At 72.1% G+C, this 18,910-nt stretch carries 14 protein-coding genes and 1 pseudogene; 10 read left to right on the plus strand and 5 right to left on the minus strand.

Features of this window, described 5'->3' with window-relative positions; all coding sequences use genetic code 11:
• Positions 1-103: 103 nt before the first annotated feature.
• On the minus strand, positions 104-1,063 hold the full coding sequence (locus LIU39_RS06955) for a dihydrodipicolinate synthase family protein (protein WP_227045678.1): 960 nt from the start codon (positions 1,061-1,063) through the stop codon (positions 104-106).
• Positions 1,064-1,241: 178 nt separating this feature from the next.
• On the opposite strand from LIU39_RS06955, the gene LIU39_RS06960 reads away from it, so the two are divergent.
• From LIU39_RS06960 to LIU39_RS06990, 7 genes are all read left to right on the plus strand, one after another.
• The gene (locus LIU39_RS06960; protein ID WP_227045679.1) at positions 1,242-1,925 is read left to right on the plus strand and encodes a FadR/GntR family transcriptional regulator; all 684 of its coding nucleotides are present in this window, start codon (positions 1,242-1,244) and stop codon (positions 1,923-1,925) included.
• A gap of 209 nt (positions 1,926-2,134) precedes the next feature.
• On the plus strand, positions 2,135-3,226 hold the full coding sequence (locus tag LIU39_RS06965; protein WP_227045680.1) for a sialidase family protein: 1,092 nt from the start codon (positions 2,135-2,137) through the stop codon (positions 3,224-3,226).
• Entirely contained in the window at positions 3,223-4,554 is a 1,332-nt protein-coding gene (locus tag LIU39_RS06970) for an ABC transporter substrate-binding protein (RefSeq protein ID WP_227045681.1), read from the plus strand. The genes LIU39_RS06965 and LIU39_RS06970 overlap by 4 nt, the downstream gene beginning before the upstream one ends.
• Positions 4,551-5,531 carry a carbohydrate ABC transporter permease gene (locus LIU39_RS06975; RefSeq protein WP_227045682.1) on the plus strand — a complete coding sequence of 327 codons (981 nt, stop codon included), beginning with the start codon at positions 4,551-4,553 and terminating at the stop codon, positions 5,529-5,531. Before LIU39_RS06970 ends, LIU39_RS06975 begins: the two co-directional genes overlap by 4 nt.
• Complete coding sequence (locus tag LIU39_RS06980) at positions 5,528-6,376, plus strand: carbohydrate ABC transporter permease (RefSeq protein WP_227045683.1); 849 nt, start codon at positions 5,528-5,530, stop codon at positions 6,374-6,376. Before LIU39_RS06975 ends, LIU39_RS06980 begins: the two co-directional genes overlap by 4 nt.
• Positions 6,377-6,591: 215 nt before the next feature.
• Complete coding sequence (npdG, locus tag LIU39_RS06985; RefSeq protein WP_227045684.1) at positions 6,592-7,359, plus strand: NADPH-dependent F420 reductase; 768 nt, start codon at positions 6,592-6,594, stop codon at positions 7,357-7,359.
• 273 nt (positions 7,360-7,632) lie between these two features.
• Entirely contained in the window at positions 7,633-7,860 is a 228-nt protein-coding gene (locus LIU39_RS06990; protein WP_227045685.1) for a hypothetical protein, read from the plus strand.
• A 177-nt stretch (positions 7,861-8,037) separates the two neighbouring features.
• On the opposite strand, the gene LIU39_RS06995 is transcribed toward LIU39_RS06990, so the two are convergent.
• A complete protein-coding gene (locus LIU39_RS06995; RefSeq protein ID WP_227045686.1) occupies positions 8,038-8,844 on the minus strand; it encodes a site-2 protease family protein in 807 nt (268 codons plus the stop codon).
• Positions 8,845-9,585: 741 nt separating this feature from the next.
• Between LIU39_RS06995 and LIU39_RS07000 the strand changes: the two genes are divergently transcribed.
• Positions 9,586-13,299 (plus strand): AfsR/SARP family transcriptional regulator, encoded by a 3,714-nt coding sequence (locus tag LIU39_RS07000; protein WP_227045687.1) that lies wholly within the window; start codon positions 9,586-9,588, stop codon positions 13,297-13,299.
• Between the two features lie 98 nt (positions 13,300-13,397).
• Here LIU39_RS07000 and LIU39_RS07005 read toward each other — a convergent pair whose 3' ends face one another.
• The 3 genes and pseudogenes from LIU39_RS07005 to panB all read right to left on the minus strand — a co-directional run bounded on the left by LIU39_RS07005 (position 13,398) and on the right by panB (position 16,230).
• On the minus strand, positions 13,398-14,228 hold the full coding sequence (locus LIU39_RS07005; RefSeq protein WP_227045688.1) for an ABC transporter permease: 831 nt from the start codon (positions 14,226-14,228) through the stop codon (positions 13,398-13,400).
• A pseudogene (locus LIU39_RS07010) lies at positions 14,225-15,172 on the minus strand (ATP-binding cassette domain-containing protein); the annotation flags it as partial. The gene LIU39_RS07005 and the pseudogene LIU39_RS07010, both read right to left, overlap by 4 nt.
• Before the next feature lie 179 nt (positions 15,173-15,351).
• Entirely contained in the window at positions 15,352-16,230 is an 879-nt protein-coding gene (panB, locus tag LIU39_RS07015) for a 3-methyl-2-oxobutanoate hydroxymethyltransferase (protein ID WP_227045690.1), read from the minus strand.
• A gap of 151 nt (positions 16,231-16,381) precedes the next feature.
• Here panB and LIU39_RS07020 point away from each other — a divergent pair, with 151 nt between their 5' ends.
• Together LIU39_RS07020 and LIU39_RS07025 are read left to right on the plus strand one after the other, a co-directional pair.
• Positions 16,382-18,001, plus strand: coding sequence for an MFS transporter (locus LIU39_RS07020; RefSeq protein WP_227045691.1), 1,620 nt, complete (start codon positions 16,382-16,384; stop codon positions 17,999-18,001).
• Complete coding sequence (locus tag LIU39_RS07025; protein ID WP_227045692.1) at positions 17,998-18,606, plus strand: TetR/AcrR family transcriptional regulator; 609 nt, start codon at positions 17,998-18,000, stop codon at positions 18,604-18,606. Before LIU39_RS07020 ends, LIU39_RS07025 begins: the two co-directional genes overlap by 4 nt.
• Positions 18,607-18,910: the final 304 nt, after the last annotated feature.

The following is an 18,910-nucleotide window of genomic DNA, read 5'->3' on the forward strand; positions in this document are numbered from 1 at the left end:
GCCGGACGCTCGCCGTCGAGCGCGGTCCACGGATTCCTCGCGGGGCGACGAGGTGTGCCGCCGAGGCCGACGGCCGGCGCGCGACCGGCCCCGGGGGTGCCGGTCACCGGACGGGCGGCAGTCCGGCCGCGGTGAGCAGCCGGCCGACCTCGGCGACGGACTCCGCGCTCAGCGGGAGCTGCGGGGCGGCGGTGGCGCCGTGCACGATGACGCCGAGCAGCCGGAGCGCGGCCTTGAACGCGCCGAGCGCCGACGAGCTGCGGCCCATGTCGGCCTCCGGGCCGACGTCGACCAGGGCGAACAGGGCGGCCAGCCGCTCCTGTTCGGCGGCCGCGGCATTCCAGTCGCCGGCCCGCGCGGCGTCGTAGAGCCGTACGTAGGCCGCCGGGTCGACGTTGCCGATGCCGGGGACGACGCCGTCGGCACCGGCCAGCAGGGCGGCGTCCGCGGTCAGTTCGGAGCCGGTGAGGACCGAGAAGCCGGGGACGGGTCCTGAGCGCCGGCCGGTGCGCCCACCGAGCGCGACGAGCAGCCGGCGCAGCCCGCCCTCGTCGCCGCTGCTGTCCTTCAGGCCCGCCAGCGTGCCGTCCTCGGCCAACTCCCGCACCAGGGCGGCGGACAGCTTGCTGTGCACGGCGACGGGGATGTCGTAGGCGAACAGCGGCAGGTCCACGGCGGCGCGGATCCGGCGGAAGTGCGCGGCGGTCTCCCGCGGGTGGGTGCGGGTGTAGAAGGGCGCGGTCGCGACGAGGGCGTCGGCGCCGAGAGCGGCCGCGGCCCTGGCGTGCCCGGTCACCCGGTGGGTGGTGGTGTCGATGACGCCGGCCAGCACCGGCACCCGCCCGTCGGCGGCCCGCACGACGGTCTCCAGGGCGGTGGCGCGCTGCGCGTCCGTGAGGTACGCGACCTCGCTGGTCGAGCCGAGCGCGAACAGCCCGTGCACGCCGCCGTCGACGAGGTGGTTGACCAGGCGGGTCAGGGACGCGGCGTCGACCTCGCCCTGCGGGTCGAGAGGGGTGCAGACCGGCGGGACGATGCCGTGCAGCGGTGCGGGCAGTGCCATGGGGGCTCCAGCGGTGATGCGGTGCGAGCGGGACGCCCGCCAACTTGTTGGACGTCGGACATGGGATGTCCTATGTCTGGGTCACAATAGACCCGTGCACACGCGGTCGGTCAAGGGTCGTGGCACCGGAGGGGGCCGGGTAGGCCGGCCGCAACAGCAGACGCGGGAGAGGGAGACCATGGCGCGAGGCACGATGTCCGAAGACGTCCAGGGGCAGATCAAGCAGCTCATCCTGCAGCGCAGGCTGACCCCCGGCGACCCGCTGCCCACCGAAGCGGAACTCGTCGGCCTGCTCGACGTCAGCCGCAACTCCGTCCGCGAAGCCCTCAAGGCGCTCCAGGCCATGCGCATCGTCGAAATCCGCCACGGCTTCGGCACCTACGTCGGCCCCCTCACCCTCGAACCGTTTGTCGAAGGCGTCGCCTTCCGCGCGGCCGTCCGCCACCACCAGGGCGAATCCAGCCTCTACGAACTGATGGAGGTCCGCGAAGCCCTCGAATCCGGCCTGATCGCCACCGTCGCCCACGACCTGCCGCCCGAGGACCTCGGCACGCTCAAGGGACTCGTGGCACGCATGGAACAGGAGGCGGGCAACGGCCGCGTCGACAGCGCCACCGACCGCGCCTTCCACCTCGCCCTCTACCGCTCACTCGGCAACCACCTGCTCAGCGAAGTCCTGGACGCCTTCTGGGCAGCCCTGCGCCGGGTCCGCGAAGACCTCTCCGACGACCGCCAGGACCCGCAGGTGACCTACCGTCAGCACGCCGAAATCGTCGCCGCCCTGGAAGCCGGCGACGGCGAACGCGCCACCGAGGCCATGCACCGCCACTTCGACGGCATCCGCCGCCGGCTCGCCGACTGACACCCCTCCCGCCGGACGGCCCGCCACCCCCACCCGGCGGGCCGGATGGCCTCCGTTCACCGGGAGTTCACTCCTGATCGGCCCGGCCGTCGCCGACCCGGGCGACACGAAACCGGGACATGTCCGGTGCCTTGACGGTCAGTTGAGCCCTCCCTATGGTCACCGCACAGGACGAAGGACGTCCTACGTCCGGCCGATGGGGGAGCCCCGTGGCATACGAGACGTCAGTGCCCTACCGCGCAGGGGGCAACGGATACACCGCCTTCCGCATCCCCGCCGCCGTCCGCACCCGCTCCGGCACCCTGCTCGCCTTCGCCGAAGGCCGCACCGCATCCGCCGCCGACTCCGGCGACATCGACATCGTCCTCAAACGCTCCACCGACGGCGGCCGCACCTGGAGCCCCCTCCACGTCGTCGCCCGCAACGGCACCGGCACCGCAGGCAACCCCGCACCCCTCATCCTGCCCACCGGCCGCATCCTCCTCCTCCAGGTCCACAACGCCGCCCACGCCACCGAAGAACGCATCCGCCGCGGCCACATCAGCGCCGCCGACGGCCGCCGCATCCACCTCCAGCACAGCGACGACGACGGCACCACCTGGAGCCCGCCCCGCGACCTCACCGACCAGGCCAAAAACCCCACCTGGCGCTGGTACGCCACCGGCCCGGGGCACGCACTCCACCTCCGCCACGGCCCCCACGCCGGACGCCTCGTCGTCCCCGCCAACCACTCCACCCCACCCACCGACCCCACCCACGACGGCACCGAACCCCGCTACAACGGCGCCCACACCCTCCTCAGCGACGACCACGGCACCACCTGGCGCATCGGCTGGACCGACAGCGACACCCACCCCTCCGTCGCCCCCAACGAAACCACCGCAGCCGAACTCCCCGACGGCACCCTCTACTTCACCACCCGCAACGAAGCCCCCGCCCCCTGGCACCGCGCCGACACCCGCTCCACCGACGGCGGCACCCACCTCACCACCCCCTTCCGCCCCCAGGCAGGACTCGCCGGACCCCCCGTCCACGGCAGCACCCTCCACCTCGACGACCACCACACACTCCTCCACGCCGGCCCCCCCCCCCCCACCGCCCGCGCCCTGATGACCCTCCGCACCAGCCGCGACCACGGCCACACCTGGCGCCACGCCCACACCGCATCCGGACTCCCCGCCGGCTACAGCGACCTCGTCCGCATCGACCCCACAACCGTCGGACTGCTCTACGAAACCGGCGACTTCAGCGCCTACGCGACGATCACCTTCCGCCGCATCCCCGTGGAGGACCTCCTGTGAGCACCCACCACCTGCCCCGCAGAACCCTCCTGGGCACAGCGGCCGCCACCGCCGCAGGTCTCACCCTCGCCGGCTGCGGCACCGGCACCGAGCGCGGCGGCCCGCCCCGGGAACGCAAAAAAGGCCAGCGGATCACCTTGACCTTCTGGTCCTGGGTACCCGGCATCGACAAACCCGTCGACCTCTGGAACCGCCACCACCCCGACGTCCACGTCACCGTCGAAAAGGTCTCCGCCGTCAACGGCCAGCAATACGCCAAAATGCACGCCGCCATCAAAGCCGGCAACCCACCCGACCTCGGCCAGATCGAATACCCCGTCATCCCCGGATTCCTCCTCGACAACGGCCTGCGCGACCTCGCCCCGCTCGGCGCCGCCCGCCACAAAAACCGCTTCGTCGGTTGGCAATGGCAGCAATCCGTCTTCGGCAACGGCATCTACGCCATTCCCCAGGCATCCGGCCCCATGGGCCTCTTCCTTCGCCAGGACCTCTTCGACAAGTGGGACATCGAAACCCCGCACACCTGGGACGACTACGAATCCGCCGCCAGAACCGTCCGCAAAAAAGGCGCCTGGATCGACACCTTCGCCCCCACCAACGGCAACCGCTTCGCCGGCTTCGCCTGGCAGGCCGGCGCCACCTGGTACACCACCCACGGCGACACCTGGATCATCCACATCGACGACGGACCCACCCGCAAAGTCGCCGACTACTGGGAAGCCCTCGTCAAACAGCAACTCGTCAAAACCATCCCCGACCGCCAGAACGCCTGGTACAAGGACATCCAGACCGGCGCCGTACCCGCCTGGCTCGGCGCCAGCTGGGGCGACGCACTCCTCGCAGGCAACGCCCCCGCCACCCACGGCAATTGGCGCGCCGCCCCCATGCCCCAATGGACAAAAGGCGCCGACGCACAAGCCAACTGGGGCGGCTCCGCCACCACCGTATTCGCCGCCGCCACCTACCCTGAAGACGCCCTCGAATTCGCCCTCTGGCTCAACACCGACCCCGCCTCCCTCGCCCTCCTCATCGACGGCGGCTACGGATTCCCCAGCGCCAAAAAGGGCTACACCACCACCGACCTCGACGTCGACAAGGAATTCTTCGGCGGCCAGCACTACAGCACCGTATTCGCCGACGCCGGAGCGCACGTCGACACCCGCTGGAAATGGGGCCCCGGCGTCGACACCCTCTACCAACGACTCGGCGACGCCTTCACCGACGCACTCGGCGACGGCAGCTCCTTCCGCTCCGCCCTCACCAAAGTCCAGGCCCACACCCTCACCGACCTCAAGGACAAGGGACTGAAAGTGGAGAGCGGCGGATGACCCGCGACACCCTCGACCACCCGGGCCTCCCCCCGGCCCCCGCCCACCACACCACCCCCACCAGGCCACACCGCCCCACCCGCCGCCCCACCCGCCACACCCGCGCCGCCGTCGCCCTCCTCCTTCCCTTCCTCACCCTCTTCGCCCTCTGCTTCCTCGCCCCCCTCGGCTACGCCGTCCACGAAAGCCTCCACCGCACCGCACGCACCGGCCCCCTCGGCCTCGGCGGCGAACACGACGTCTTCACCGGCCTCACCAACTACACCCACGCACTCGCCGACGACCGCTTCCTCACCGGCTTCGGCCGCGTACTCCTCTTCGGCGCCGTCCAGATCCCCCTCATGATCGCCCTCGCCACCACCCTCGCCCTCCTCCTCGAAAGCGCGAGCGCCCGCGGCGTCCCCTTCTTCCGCACCGCCTTCTTCCTCCCCTACGGCGTCCCCGGCGTCATCGCCTCGATCCTCTGGGGATTCCTCTACGTCCCCGGCATCAGCCCCCTGGTCACCCTCGCCCAAACCCTCGGCTGGAACGTCGACTTCCTCGCCCGCGGCACCGTCCTGTGGTCCATCGCCAACATCGTCACCTGGCAGTTCACCGGCTACAACATGCTCGTCCTCATCGCCCAACTCAAAGCCGTACCGAGCGAGTTGTACGAAGCCGCCCGCATCGACGGCGCGAACGCCTGGCACACCGCCCGGCACATCAAGCTCCCTCTGATCCGCCCCGCACTCACCCTCACCTGCGTCTTCAGCATCATCGGCACCCTCCAGCTGTTCGCCGAACCCATGGTCCTGCGCCCCCTCGCCTCCGCCATCGACTCCGGCTACACCCCCAACCTGCACGCCTACAGCGAGGCATTCGTCGGCAACAACCAGCACCTCGCCGCCGCCGAAGCCGTCCTCCTCGCCCTCGCCGCCTGCGTCCTGTCGTTCGGCTTCCTGCGACTGGCCGGCGGACACGGAACGGACCGCCGGTGACCCGCCCCCCGGCCCGCTACCGGATCATCACCGCGACACTGCTCACCATCGCCGCGCTCTACTTCCTCACCCCCGTCTACTGGCTCGTCATCTCCACCACCAAAAACACCGCCGACCTCTTCGGCACCTTCGGCTTCTGGTTCTCCCGCCACCCCCACCCCATCGACCACCTCACCGCCGTCCTCACCTACGACCACGGCAGCTACCTCCGCTGGTTCGCCAACTCCCTCCTCTACGCCGGGATCGGCGCCACCACCGCCACCCTGCTCTCCGCCGCCGCCGGATACGCACTCGCCAAATACGCCTTCCCCGGCCGCGAAACGGTCTTCAACATCGTTCTCGCCGGCGTCCTGATCCCCGGCACCGCCCTCGCCCTCCCCCTGTACTTCCTCTTCAGCGAGATGGGCCTGTCCAACACCTACTGGGCAGTGCTGCTCCCCAGCGCCGTCAGCCCCTTCGGCGTCTACCTCTGCCGCATCTACGCCGCCGCCGCGGTACCCGACTCGCTCCTGGAAGCCGCCCGGATCGACGGCGCGGGCGAAGCCCGGATCTTCGCCGGGCTCGGACTACGCCTGATGACCCCGGCCCTGGTCACCGTCTTCCTGTTCCAGTTCGTCCATATCTGGAACAACTATTTCCTGCCGCTGGTCATGCTCTCCGACTCCGGCCTCTACCCCATCCAACTGGGCCTGACCTCCTGGACCGGCTACGCCGACCGCCGGCCGGAGCTCTACCAGTACACGGTCGGCGGCGCGTTCCTGTCCGTCGTGCCGCTGATGATCCTGATGACCGTCCTCCAGAAGTACTGGCGCACGGGACTGACGGACGGGAGCGTCAAGGCGTGAGGTGGGAGACGTGAGGTGGGGGAGGGGTGGATGGTGAGTTGTGTTCACGTGCCTCAACGGCCGGGCGGGCGGGCCGTAATGGGGACTGCGGTGGTGGTGGGAGCGGCGGTGGCCGTGGTGACGGCCGCGGTGACGGCGTAAGGGGACGGCACCGTGGAGACCGGTCGGCGGGCGGGGCGGTCCGGCGGCCGTGACGGCGTGACAGTATCGCTGTCATGACTACTCCTGACGACGCCGGATCCGCCCCCCGGCCGGCTGCCCAGTCCCCCGCCCAGTCCGAGAACATCGCGACCCGCGTGAAGGCCGCACTCAAGCGCGACCCCTGGGAACTGCCGGACGTATCCGGCCTGGTGGTCGGCGTACTCGGCGGCACCGGCGACCAGGGCCGCGGACTCGCCTACCGCCTCGCCAAGTCCGGCCAGAAGGTGATCATCGGCTCCCGCGCCGCCGAACGCGCACAGGCCGCGGCCGACGAACTCGGCCACGGCACCGAAGGCGCCGACAACGCCACCTGCGCCCGCCGCAGCGACATCGTGATCGTCGCCGTGCCCTGGGAAGGCCACGCCAAGACCCTGGAAACCCTCCGCGAGGAACTGACCGGCAAGCTCGTCGTCGACTGCGTCAACCCGCTCGGCTTCGACAAGAAGGGCGCCTTCGCCCTCAAGCCCGAAGAGGGCAGCGCCGCCGAACAGGCCGCCGCCCTGCTCCCCGAATCCCGCGTCACCGCCGCCTTCCACCACCTCTCCGCCGTCCTCCTCCAGGACCCGGAGACCGAGGAGATCGACACCGACGTGATGGTGCTCGGCGAGGCCCGCGCCGACACCGACATCGTCCAGGCACTGGCCGCCCGCATCCCCGGCATGCGCGGCGTCTTCGCCGGCCGGCTGCGCAATGCCCACCAGGTCGAGTCGCTGGTCGCCAACCTGATCTCCGTCAACCGCCGTTACAAGGCCCACGCGGGACTCCGCCTGACGGACGTGTGAGCGGCGGGGAGGCGGCGTGTGACCGGTGCGCACCGTGGTGTGTGACCGGCGTGCGCCCTGACGTGTGAGCGGCGGGCGGCCGGGGCGCGGCGGCCCGCCGCCGCGTGGCCGGGTGGTATGCGGCCTGGTGGCACGCGGCTCGGAGGCGCGTGGCCGGGCGGTGCGTGGCCCAGCGCCGCCACGGCAACCGCGCCACGGCAACCGCGTCATGATCGCCGGAGGGCATGGGGGACACTGGAAGGGACCACCTCACCCCGACAGGAGCCGACCCCCATGCCCTCCGTTCCCTCGTCCCGCCCGGCCCCGCGACTGGCGCTGTTCGCCGTCGCGGTATGCGTCCTCGCCGTCGTGGCCGCCGTCGTCTCGTTCGTACAGGGCAGCTGGCTCGGCGTCGTCTGGATCCTGATGGCCGGCATCTCCAGCAACATGGCGTGGTTCTACGTACGCCGCACCAAGCTGGAACGAGAGGCCGCCCAGGCCGAGGCCCCGACGACGGCCTGAACGGGACGGGGCGCCCGCGACTCCGGCGGGCCCGTGGGCCTGCGCGTCGCCTTCGATCTGCGGGGCCGTGGGGTTGTGCGTCGCCCCAGATCTGCGGGCCCGCGGGCGGCTGCGGGCCCGTTGGCCTACGCGGGGCCCGTCGGCCCGCGGGGCCCGTTGGGCTGAGGGGCCGTGGGCCTACGCACCGCCCCCGATCTGCGGGATCTGCGGTTCGCCCTGCCAGAAGCGGAAGAATGCCTGGCCCCAGTAGGAATCCCAGTTGGAGACGCCCAGGGCGCGCAGGATCATGTCGACCAGGTTGAAGAACACGTGGTTGATCTCCGGCACCCACAGCAGCCCGAAGACCGCCAGCAGACCGAACGGCGCGAACGGCTCCACCTGGCGCCGGAAGGAATGCGAGAGCCAGGGCTCGATCACGCCGTAGCCGTCAAGGCCCGGTACCGGCACGAAGTTGAGGATCGCGGCCGTCACCTGGAGCAGCGCCAGGAACGCCAGCGCATAGCGGAACGGGTCCGGCACGCCGTCCATCGCGCCCAGCCAGAACGGCGCCGTGACGATCGCGGCGAACAGGATGTTCGTCAACGGTCCCGCCGCCGAGATCAGGCTGTGCCGCCAGCGGCCGCGGATCCGGCCGCGCTCGATGAACACCGCACCGCCAGGCAGCCCGATCCCACCCATGATCACGAAGATCACCGGCAGCACGATGCTCAGCAGCGCATGGGTGTATTTGAGGGGGTTGAGCGTGAGGTATCCCTTGGCGCCCACCGAAATGTCGCCGCTGTGCAGGGCGGTCCTGGCGTGCGCGTACTCGTGCAGGCAGAGCGAGACCACCCAGCCGGACACCACGAACAAGAACACCGCGAACCCCGTGCCGGCCGCGAGCTGCCCGCTCCAGACCGCCCAGCCCGACACCGCCATCACGGCGACGAGCGCGAGAAACACCGGGCTGATGTGACGGTCGGCGCGCCGTATTGCTGTGGTCATCGTGCGGGGCTCCCGGTTGTGGTCGGTCGGCCGAATGCGGTGTGCCGGCCGGGCCCCGACGGTATCGGCGCCACGGTGCTCTGTGCACACCTCCTTGTGGATGCGTGCACGTTCCTCCTGGACGTGTGCACGCTCGCTGGGGCTTGTGCGGGGGCCTGGGCCGGGGCCTGTGCGCCGCCTGGATCTGTGCGCCGCCTGGATCTGCATGTGTACGCTCGCGCATCTTGCGGAGGGGGCGGGCCTCGGGGTCTGGTTGTGTCGCGTGCTCGCCCGTGCTCGCCCGTGCCCGCCCGCTCTCGGCCGGTAGCTCGCTCCCTCCGGCTCCGGCCGCGGTGCCCCGTCCTGGCCCCGTTCCCGCTCCCGTCGTCCCGGTCCCCGTCCCGTTCCTTTCCCCCGCGCGTCTCCTTTTGCGGAAAACGACGCGCGCTGTCGGGCCGGTTCCGGGCAAGGTGGACCTCCGGGCCGAATCCGGGATCGGCCCGAGTCGGGTCGGGGACGCGGGGGCGGACGGCTCAGGGATGTGTCGGGGCCTCACAGGGGATCGCCCGGGGATGGAGCGGGGGCGGGGCAGCCGCAGTAGGCAGCGTGGTCCGCTCCGACCGGTCGGCGACTGCCTGGTGGCCGGGCGGTGAGCGGCGGGGGCAGGGCAGCGCAGGTATGCAGCGCAGGTATCAGGTGCACGAGGTGCATGAGGCGGGGGAATGGAAAGTGGGCGGTTCGGGCGTGACCGACAATGGCCAGGTGCGCTATGGAATTCTCGGCACCACCCAGGCTCTGAGGGCCGACGGCACCCCCGTCGCACTCGGCGGTGCCCGCCTGCGCGCCCTGCTCACCGCCCTCGCGCTGCGGCCGGGCCGGGCGCTCCCCACGGATCTGCTGATCGCCGACATCTGGCGGATGGACCCGCCCGCCGACGCGCCGGGTGCCCTCCAGGCGCTGGTCGGCCGGCTGCGCAGGGCGCTGGGCCACGAGGCCGTCGCATCGGCCGACGGCGGCTATCGCCTGTGCGCCGCGCCGGAGGCCGTCGACCTGACCCGTTTCGAACGGCTCGCCGCGGACGGCACCCGGGCGCTGGCCGACGGCGAACCGGCCCGCGCCGCCGCCCTTCTCGACGACGCGCTCGCCCTCTGGCGCGGCCCGGCCCTCGCCGACCTGCCCGAAGCCCGCGCCGACGCGGCCCGTGCCGAACGCCGCAGGCTGGACGCCCAGCGCAGCCGGCTCGCCGCCGATCTCGCCCTCGGCCGCGCCGACCACGCCCTGCCGGCGCTCGGCGCGCTCTGCCAGGACCATCCGCTCGACGAGCCGCTCCAGGCCCTGCGGCTGCGTGCGCTGCGGGACGCGGGCCGTACCGCCGAGGCGCTGGCCGCGTATGAGGAGATACGCGCCGGCATCGCCGACCGCCTGGGCGCCGACCCCGGCCCGGAACTGCGCGCCCTGCACGCCGAACTGCTGCGGCCGGGCCCCACCCCGTCGGGCCCCCTCGCCCACGACCTCGCCGCCCCAGGTCACGACGCCCCAGGCCACGACGTGCCCGCCTCCCACCCCCTGGCAGGACCGGCCCCCGCCGACCGCCACAGACCCGCCGGCCCCGGCCCCGCCGCGTGCGCCGGCTCGGGCCCCGACGCCGCACCGGCCGGTGACGGCACCCGTCACCACCACACCCGCGACGAGACCACCGACCGTCACGGCCACACCGGCGCCCACGACCACACCGCGCACCACCCCACAAACAACAGCACCACAGGCCACAGCACCACCGTTCACACAGGCACCGGACAGCACGACGCCCCGGCCCACGGCCACAGCACCACCGCCCACAAGGAGACGGAAACCGGCACCGGCCACCACACCCCCACCGCCCCCACCACCTTCGGCACCCTCGCGCCCGGTGGCGGGTCCTTCGGGGCCGTTCCGCCGTACGGGAATCTTCGGGCGCGGCTGACGTCCTTCGTCGGGCGGGACAGTGATCTGGAGGCGCTGCGGGGTGACTTGGCGGCGCACCGGCTGGTGACGCTGCTCGGGCCCGGTGGTGCGGGCAAGACGCGGCTGTCGCAGGAGGGTGCGGAGCGGGCCGCCGCCGCGTTGCCCGATGCCTGGCCGCACGGTGTGTGGCTGGCGGAGCTGGCGCCCGTCGACGATCCGCAGACCGTTCCCGAGACCGTGCTGACGGTGCTCGGCGCGCGGGAGACCGTCGTGCGCGGCACCACGGCCGAGGGGCTGCGCGCGGCGAGCGACCCGACCGCGCTCGACCCGCTCGGCCGGCTTGCCGAGCACTGCGCGGACCGGCGGATGCTGCTGGTACTCGACAACTGCGAGCACGTGATCGGTGCCGCCGCCGAGCTGGCGGAGCGGCTGCTGGCCGCCTGCCCCGGTGTCACGGTGCTGGCGACCAGCCGCGAGCCGCTCGCCGTACCGGGTGAGGTGCTGCGGCCGGTGGAGCCGCTGCCCGACCCGGTTGCCCTGCGGCTGCTCGCGGACCGCGGTGCCGTCGCCCGTCCCGGGTTCCGGGTCGACGACGATCCGGCCGCCTGCGCCGAGATCTGCCGGCGCCTGGACGGCCTGCCGCTGGCCATCGAACTCGCCGCCGCCCGCCTGCGGATGCTCTCGCCGCGGCAGCTCGCCGAGCGGCTCGACGACCGTTTCCGGCTGTTGACCAGCGGCAGCCGCACCGCGCTGCCCCGGCAGCAGACCCTGCGCGCCGTCGTGGACTGGTCCTGGGATCTGCTGGACGCGCCCGAACGCGCCGTGCTGCGCCGCCTGTCGGTCTTCGCCGGCGGGTGCGATCTGCCGCTCGCCGATGAGGTGTGCGCGGGCGAGGGTGTCGACGGGCGTGAGATCGCCGCGCTGCTCGGTTCGCTCATCGACAAGTCGCTGGTGGTGGCGGCGCCCGCGCCGGACGGCCGGATGCGCTACCGGCTGCTGGAGACCGTGGGGGAGTACGCGGGCGAGCGGCTCGACGAGGCCGGTGAGCGGGCCGGGGCCGAGCGCAGGCATCTCGTCGCGTACCGCGAACTCGCCCGCGCCGCCGACCCGTTGCTGCGCGGTCCTGGGCAGCGCGGCTGGCTGGAGCGGCTGGAGCTGGAGCACGACAACCTGCGCACCGCGCTGCGCCGTGCGGTGGCGGCGGAGGATGAGCACGAGGCACTGTGCCTGGTGCTGTCGTTGCAGTGGTTCTGGTCGCTGCGTGATCACCGTGCCGATGCCCGTACCTGGTCGCAGGCGGCCGCGGCGCTGGGCCCGAACCCGTTCCTGCCGCCCGTCGAGCCGGCCCCCGAACTGTACGAGCGTCCCATCGACGCGCCGCCCCCGATGAGCGCGGAGCAGCTTCAGGAGGCCCGCCGCGAGGTCCGGCTGGTGGCGATGGCGAGCGTCGACAGTGACATCGAGGCGCTGCAGAGTCCGCGGATGCAGAGGGACCTGGAGGGTGTGCTGGCCGCCTATCGCAGCGGGATGCCGCAGACCTGCCGGGTGCCCGGGGTGATGTGGTTCTTCGCGGCGCTGCTGTCCGGCCGGATCGATGAGCTGCCGGGGATGGCCGACGACGCGGTGCGCGCCTGCCGGGAGTTCGGCTTCGAGTGGGAGCTGGCGTTCACCCTCCAGTTCCGCGCGAAGATCCATAACGACCGGGCCGGCGGGCTGGAGATGGCGAGCCGGGACGCGGACGAATCGCTGCGGCTCTTCGTCGGGATCGGGGACGACTGGGGCGTGGCCGAAGCGCTCGCGGGGCGCGCCGAGGCCCGCGAGGCGCGCGGTGAGTACGCACTCGCCGCCCAGGACTACCGTGCCGCGATGGCGTACGCCGAGGATCTGGGCGCGCACGATCAGACGCTGCTGCTGCGGACCCGGTTGGCCGGGGTGCTGATCGAGGACGGGCAGGGGGAGGCCGGGGAGCGGCTGCTGCGGGAGGTGCTGGCGCAGGCCGGGGAGCGGAACAGCGGCCGGGAGGCGGTGCCGTTCGCGCAACTGACGCTGGCCATGCGGCTGACGTCGGTGGGCCGTCTCGACGAGGCGCGGGAGCAGCTGCTGACGGTGCGGGACGCGTTCGCGCAGCGGGCTCCGGAGATGTTCCTGGGCCTGGCGGAGTCGGCGCTCGTCGCGACGGACCTGGAGGCGGGGCGGCTCGACAGGCTGCCGGAACGGCTCCGTTCGGCGCTGGCGAAGATGCAGAGCGCCCTGACCCGGATGGTCGCGCCTGATCTGCCGGTGAACCAACTGCTCACGGGTGCGCAGGTGTGGCTGGCGGTGCGGGGTGCGGACGCGGGGCGGGACGCGGCGCGGCTGGTGGGCGCCTACGACGCGCTGCGGTCGGTCAGCCACGTGCCGCCGGGCATCGTCCGGGACAGCCGGGCGGCCGCGGAGAAGGCGGCGCGCGGGGTGCTGGGGGATGCCGCTTATGCGGATGCTCATGCCGAGGGCGGCGGCCTCTCGCTGGAAGAGGCCACCGCTCTCATCTGACGCGAGCCGGGCGAAGGCTGTGACTCCCGGGGGCACCCGGCCTCCGGGCGCGTCAGGTTCTGTGGGCGCGTCCGGGACACCCGGAGGCTTCCGTCGCGTCAGGTCTTCTTGCGGAACTTGGCGACGGCGAGCGGCATGGTCACCGCCGTGATGGCGACGGCCCAGCCGAGCGTGATCAGGGTGGGGTGGAGGACGGCGCCCTGTCCGTTGATCAGCGCGCGGGCCGCGTCGGCCAGGTTGGAGAGCGGGTTGACCTTGGTGAAGCCCTCCAGCCAGCCGGGCATCGACTGCGTCGGGGCGAAGATCGACGAGCCGAACTGCAGCGGCATCAGGACCAGCATCGCGATGCCCTGCACGGCCTGCGGGGTCTTCAGGGCCAGCCCCAGCAGGACGAAGATCCACATGAGGGCGGCGCCGAAGGCCGTGGCCAGGGCGATGGCGCCGAGGAACGGCAGGATGCCGCCCTTGACCTCCAGGCCGAGCAGGAAGCCCATGCCGAGCAGGATCGCGGTGGCGATCAGCATCCGGCCGACCTCGACGACGATCTTGGCTATCAGCACCGACGACCGGGCGATCGGCATCGTGCGGAAGCGGTCCATGACCCCCTTGCGGAAGTCCTCGTTGACGCCGGAGCCCACCGCCATGGCGATGTTCATGCCCATCATCGCCATCATGCCGGGCACCAGGTACTGGACGTACTCCTGCTGGTTGCCCTTGCCGGCGATGGCGCCGCCGAAGACGTAGACGAACAGCAGGATGAAGATGACGGGCATCAGCAGGGCGTCGAACATCGACTCCGGGTCCTGCTTGATCTGCAGGGCGTTGCGCCGTACCAGCGCGCCGATGTGCCGGAGGTTGGCCCGCAGGCCGATCCGGCCCTCGTCGGCGCGCGGCTTCGCCCGCGGTGCCGTCATTGTCGCGGCACTCATGCCGATACCTCCGCGTCACTCTGGTCCGGATCGTCCTCGGGGGAGCCCGCTTCGGAGGTCTTCTGGCCGGTGATGGCCAGGAACACCTCGTCCAGGCTGGGCAGATGGGTGCTGATGCCGGCGAGGGCGAAGCCGCGCTGTCCCAGGACGGCGATCACCGCGGTGAGCTGTTCGTCGCTGATGATCGGGACGTTGGCGACCCCCTCGGCGCGGTCGGCGGTGGCGCCCGAGATGCCGTCGAGTCCGGCCTGGGCGATGGCGCCCACCATCCGGTCCAGCTCGCCGGGTTCGGTGGGACGGATCTGGAGGGTGCGGCCGCCGACCTTCGCCTTCAGCTCGTCGACCTGGCCCTCGGCGATCACGCGGCCGCGGTCGATGACCGTCAGCTCGCTCGCCAGCTGCTCGGCCTCTTCCATGTACTGGGTGGTGAGCAGCACCGTCGCGCCGTCGCGGACCATCCGCTGCACCTCGGCCCACACCTCGTTGCGGGTGCGCGGGTCGAGTCCGGTCGTCGGCTCGTCCAGGTAGAGGACGGCCGGCTGTCCGATCATGGAGGCCGCCAGGTCCAGGCGGCGGCGCATTCCGCCGGAGTACTTGGCGGCGGGCCGCTTGGCGGCTTCGGTGAGGGAGAAGCGCTCCAGCATCTCGTCCGCGCGCCGGCGGGCGTCCTTGCGGGACAGGTCGAGCAGCCGCCCGATCATGTAGAGGTTCTCCCGGCCGGAGAGCTTTTCGTCGACCGAGGCGTACTGCCCGGTCAGGCCGATGGTGCGGCGCAGCGCGCGGGGCTGGCGTACCACGTCGTAGCCGGCCACGAAGGCGCTGCCGGCGTCCGGTACGAGGAGGGTGGACAGGCAGCGGACGAGTGTCGTCTTGCCGGCGCCGTTGGGGCCGAGGACACCGAGCACGGTGCCTTCCCGCACGTCCAGGTCCACCCCGTCGACCGCTTTCACATCGCCGAAGTGCTTGACCAGACCGCGCACCTCCACGGCGTTTCCGCCCTTGGTGGGTTTTGTCTGTTGCGTCATGTCCACCAAGGTGCCAGTGGCCACCGACAGCGCACCGACAGCCTGCCGACAGGGCGGGCGCGGCTGCGGGGGACGCGCCCCCGCAGCCGCCCGTGCTCCTAGTGGAAGGTGTGTTCCTCGGCCGGGAAGGACCCGCCGACGACCTCGTCGGCGAACTCCTTGGCCGCGCCGCCCAGGAGTTCGCGCAGGGCGAGGTACTGCTTGACGAAGCGCGGCACCCGGCCCGCGGTCAGGCCGGCCATGTCGGTCCACACCAGGACCTGGGCGTCGCAGTCGGGTCCTGCGCCGATGCCGACGGTCGGGATGTGCAGCGAGCGGGTGACCTCCGCCGCCAGCTCGGCGGGTACGGCCTCCAGGACGACGGAGAAGGCGCCCGCGCCCTGGACGGCCTTCGCGTCCCGCAGCAGTTGCTGTGCGGCTTCCTCGCCGCGGCCCTGCACGGGGTAGCCGCCGAAGGCGTTGACGGACTGGGGCGTGAGGCCGATGTGCGCCATCACCGGGATGCCGGCCGAGACCAGCAGCTCCACCTGGTGGGCGGAGCGTTCGCCGCCCTCCAGCTTGACGGCGCCCACGCCGGCCTCCTTGACCAGCCGGGTGGCGCTGCGCAGGGCCTGTACCGGGCCCTCCTGGTAGGCGCCGAAGGGCAGGTCGGCGACGATCAGGGCGCGTTGGGTGCCGCGGACGACGGCGGCGGACAGCAGGGTGATCTCGTCCATGGTGACGGGCACGGTGGATTCGTAGCCGAGGTGGCAGTTGCCCATCGAGTCGCCGACGAGCAGGACGGGGATGCCGGCGTCGTCGAAGACCGAGCCGGTCATCGCGTCGTAGGCGGTGAGCATCGGCCACTTCTCGCCGCGTTCCTTGGCGGCGGCGATGTCGCGGACGGTGATGCGGCGGGAGCGGGTGCCCCCGTAGAGCGCGGTGCCGTGGCCGGCGGGCTGCGCGGCCGGCTTTCGGGCAGGCGAAAGCTGCGTCATGGTGACGGCTCCTGTTCTCATCTCGAGGCGCCCTGACGGCGTCCCCGGAATCCCCTCCATGCTGGCACGCGGGGTCGCGGCGCGGAAGGCCGGCACCGGAATCCGGCGGTTACGGAACGGAGTCGTATCGTTACGCTCTATGCTGCGCCGCATGGCCACCTCACCGCCCCGCCCGGGTGTCTCCGAAGCCGGCAGCGTCCCCGCGCACATTCACCGCCGCCGCTGGGTGATCCTGTCCGTGCTCATGCTCAGCCTGCTGATCGTGGTCCTGGACAACTCCATCCTCAACGTCGCGATGAAGACCATCGCCACCCCCGCCCCCAGCGGACTGGGCGCCACCCAGAGCGAGTTGGAGTGGGCGATCAACGCCTACACCCTGGTCTTCGCCGGGCTGCTGTTCACCGCGGGGCTGCTCGGCGACCGCGTCGGCCGCAAGAAGATGCTGCTGTTCGGCCTGGCGGCCTTCGGTGGCGGCTCCGCGCTCGCCGCGTTCGCCGCCTCGCCCGCCCAACTCATCACCTTCCGCGCCGTGATGGGCCTCGGCGGCGCCTTGGTGATGCCCGCCACCCTCGCCATCCTGATGCACGTCTTCGAGCCCGGCGAGCAGCCCAAGGCGATCGGGGTCTGGGCCGGCGGCGTGGGCCTGGCCATCGCGGTCGGGCCGATCGCCGGCGGGCTGCTCCTCGATCACTTCTGGTGGGGCTCGGTCTTCCTCATCAACGTTCCCATCGTGCTGACCGCGCTGACCGCGATGCTGTTCCTGGTCCCCGACTCCAAGGACCCCGAGCCCGGCAGGCTGGATCCGGTCGGCGTGCTGCTCTCCGTGGTCGGCCTGGTCCTGCTGGTCTACGGGATCATCAAGGGCGGCCAGCTCGCCGACTTCACCGCCCCCGTGGTCGTCGGCACGACCCTGGGCGGCCTCGCCGTGCTCGCCGTCTTCGTGGCGCACCAGAAGCGCAGCGACCACCCGTCGATCGACATCGGCTACTTCCGCAATCCCGCCTTCTCGGCCGCCGTCACCGCCATCGCGCTGGTCTTCTTCGCGCTGATGGGCGTCACCTTCCTCTTCGTCTTCTACGTGCAGAGCGTGCGCGGCTACACGCCGCTCCAGTCGGGGCTGCTGCTCCTGCCGCTGGCCGCCGCCCAGATGATCTTCGCGCCGCGGGCCCGGCACGTCGTCGACAGGTTCGGTGCCCGCGCGGTGTGTACCGCAGGCATGGCGGCCGTCGCCGTCACCATGGCCGGGCTGCTGCTGCTGGACGCCGGCACCCCGATCTGGGTGATGGAAGTGCTCTTCCTCCTCCAGGGCACCGGCATGGCGCACATCACGCCGCCGGTCACCGTCTCGATCATGCAGGCCCTGCCGCGTGAGAAGGCCGGCTCGGGCTCCGCGCTCAACAACACCTTCCGGCAGGTCGGCGGCACCCTCGGCATCGCGGTACTCGGCTCGCTGCTGTCCACGACGTACCGCGACGGCATCCAGGGCGCCCTCGACGGCGTCCCCCGGCTGTCGCCCGCAGCCCGGCACGCGGCCGGTGAGTCCGTCGAGGCGACGCTCGGCCTGGCCGACCGGATGGGCACCGCCGGAGCGCCGCTGGTGGCCGCGGCGAAGGACGCCTTCGTGCACGCCATGCACGTCACCGCGTTCGGCTCGGCCTGCATCGCGCTGGCCGGCGCGGTGGTGGTCGCCGTCTTCCTGCCCGGCAGGCAGCCCGGCACCGCGCCCGCGGCCCGGCCGCAGGAGGAACCGGCGACGGAGGCCGGACGGTGAGCGGTCCGGCAGCAGCCGTCCCCGAACGGCGCGGCCGCCCGCGCAGCGCGGCCGCCGACCACGCCATCATCGAGGCCGTCCTGCGCCTGATCGAGGAGGGCGCCGGCATCGGTGAGCTGTCCATGGAACGCATCGCCCGCGAGGCCGGGGTCGGCAAGGCCACCGTCTACCGCCGCTGGCCGGGCAAGGACGCGCTGCTCCTCGGCGTGATCCGCTCCCTGGAGGAGGAAGCCCCCGCGCCGGGCGGCGGAACGGTGCGCGACGAACTGGTCCGGATACTGGATTCCCTCCGCAGTCGCGGCCTCGCCAAGCGCCATTCCGCCGTCCTGCGCACGGTGCTGACGCACGTCCGGGCGCAGCCCGAGGTGTGGCGCGAGTACCACGAGACGGTGGTGCGCGCCCGCCGCGAGGCGCTGTGCGCCGTACTGCGCCGCGGCATAGCCGGCGGCGACATCCGGGCCGACCGCGACGTCGACGTGCTCGCGGACCTCTTCGTCGGCCCGATGCTCTCCCGGGCCCTGCTCGACGAGGGGAAGGCGCTGCCCGACGGCCTCGCCGAGCAGATCGTCGACACCGTGCTCGACGGCGTGCGCCCGCGTCCGTGACGGGAAACGTGACGGGGAAAGCGGGGGAAAGGGGAGAAAGGGAGCCGGGCGGCGGACCCGCGGGAAGGGCTCGCGGCCGGGGTGGAATATGCCCGTTCTGTGACACCTGGCGCCAAGGTGCCGCTTACCGGAACCCCGACCCGCCGCCCGTCCGTCTCCACTTCTAAGAAAGCGCATTACGGACCAGGGCCTAGGGTCGTGAACCACAGGCGAGGCAGCGGAGATAAGGCAGTGAGGGCAGCGGAATGGCGCAGGCATACACGACGGAGCCGGGGCAGGGCGAGGACCCTGAACGGACCGGTTC

Origin of the sequence: Streptomyces pinistramenti (assembly GCF_020564935.1) — a bacterium.
GTDB classification, from domain to species: domain Bacteria; phylum Actinomycetota; class Actinomycetes; order Streptomycetales; family Streptomycetaceae; genus Streptomyces; species Streptomyces pinistramenti.

Bases quoted from the DNA above. Each gene is read 5' to 3' on its own strand.
- LIU39_RS06955 (WP_227045678.1), bottom strand. From the start codon at position 1,063: ATGGCACTGCCCGCACCGCTGCACGGCATCGTCCCGCCGGTCTGCACC.
- LIU39_RS06960 (WP_227045679.1), top strand. From the start codon at position 1,242: ATGGCGCGAGGCACGATGTCCGAAGACGTCCAGGGGCAGATCAAGCAG.
- LIU39_RS06975 (WP_227045682.1), top strand. From the start codon at position 4,551: ATGACCCGCGACACCCTCGACCACCCGGGCCTCCCCCCGGCCCCCGCC.
- npdG (WP_227045684.1), top strand. From the start codon at position 6,592: ATGACTACTCCTGACGACGCCGGATCCGCCCCCCGGCCGGCTGCCCAG.
- LIU39_RS06990 (WP_227045685.1), top strand. From the start codon at position 7,633: ATGCCCTCCGTTCCCTCGTCCCGCCCGGCCCCGCGACTGGCGCTGTTC.
- LIU39_RS06995 (WP_227045686.1), bottom strand. From the start codon at position 8,844: ATGACCACAGCAATACGGCGCGCCGACCGTCACATCAGCCCGGTGTTT.
- LIU39_RS07005 (WP_227045688.1), bottom strand. From the start codon at position 14,228: ATGAGTGCCGCGACAATGACGGCACCGCGGGCGAAGCCGCGCGCCGAC.
- panB (WP_227045690.1), bottom strand. From the start codon at position 16,230: ATGACGCAGCTTTCGCCTGCCCGAAAGCCGGCCGCGCAGCCCGCCGGC.
- LIU39_RS07020 (WP_227045691.1), top strand. From the start codon at position 16,382: ATGGCCACCTCACCGCCCCGCCCGGGTGTCTCCGAAGCCGGCAGCGTC.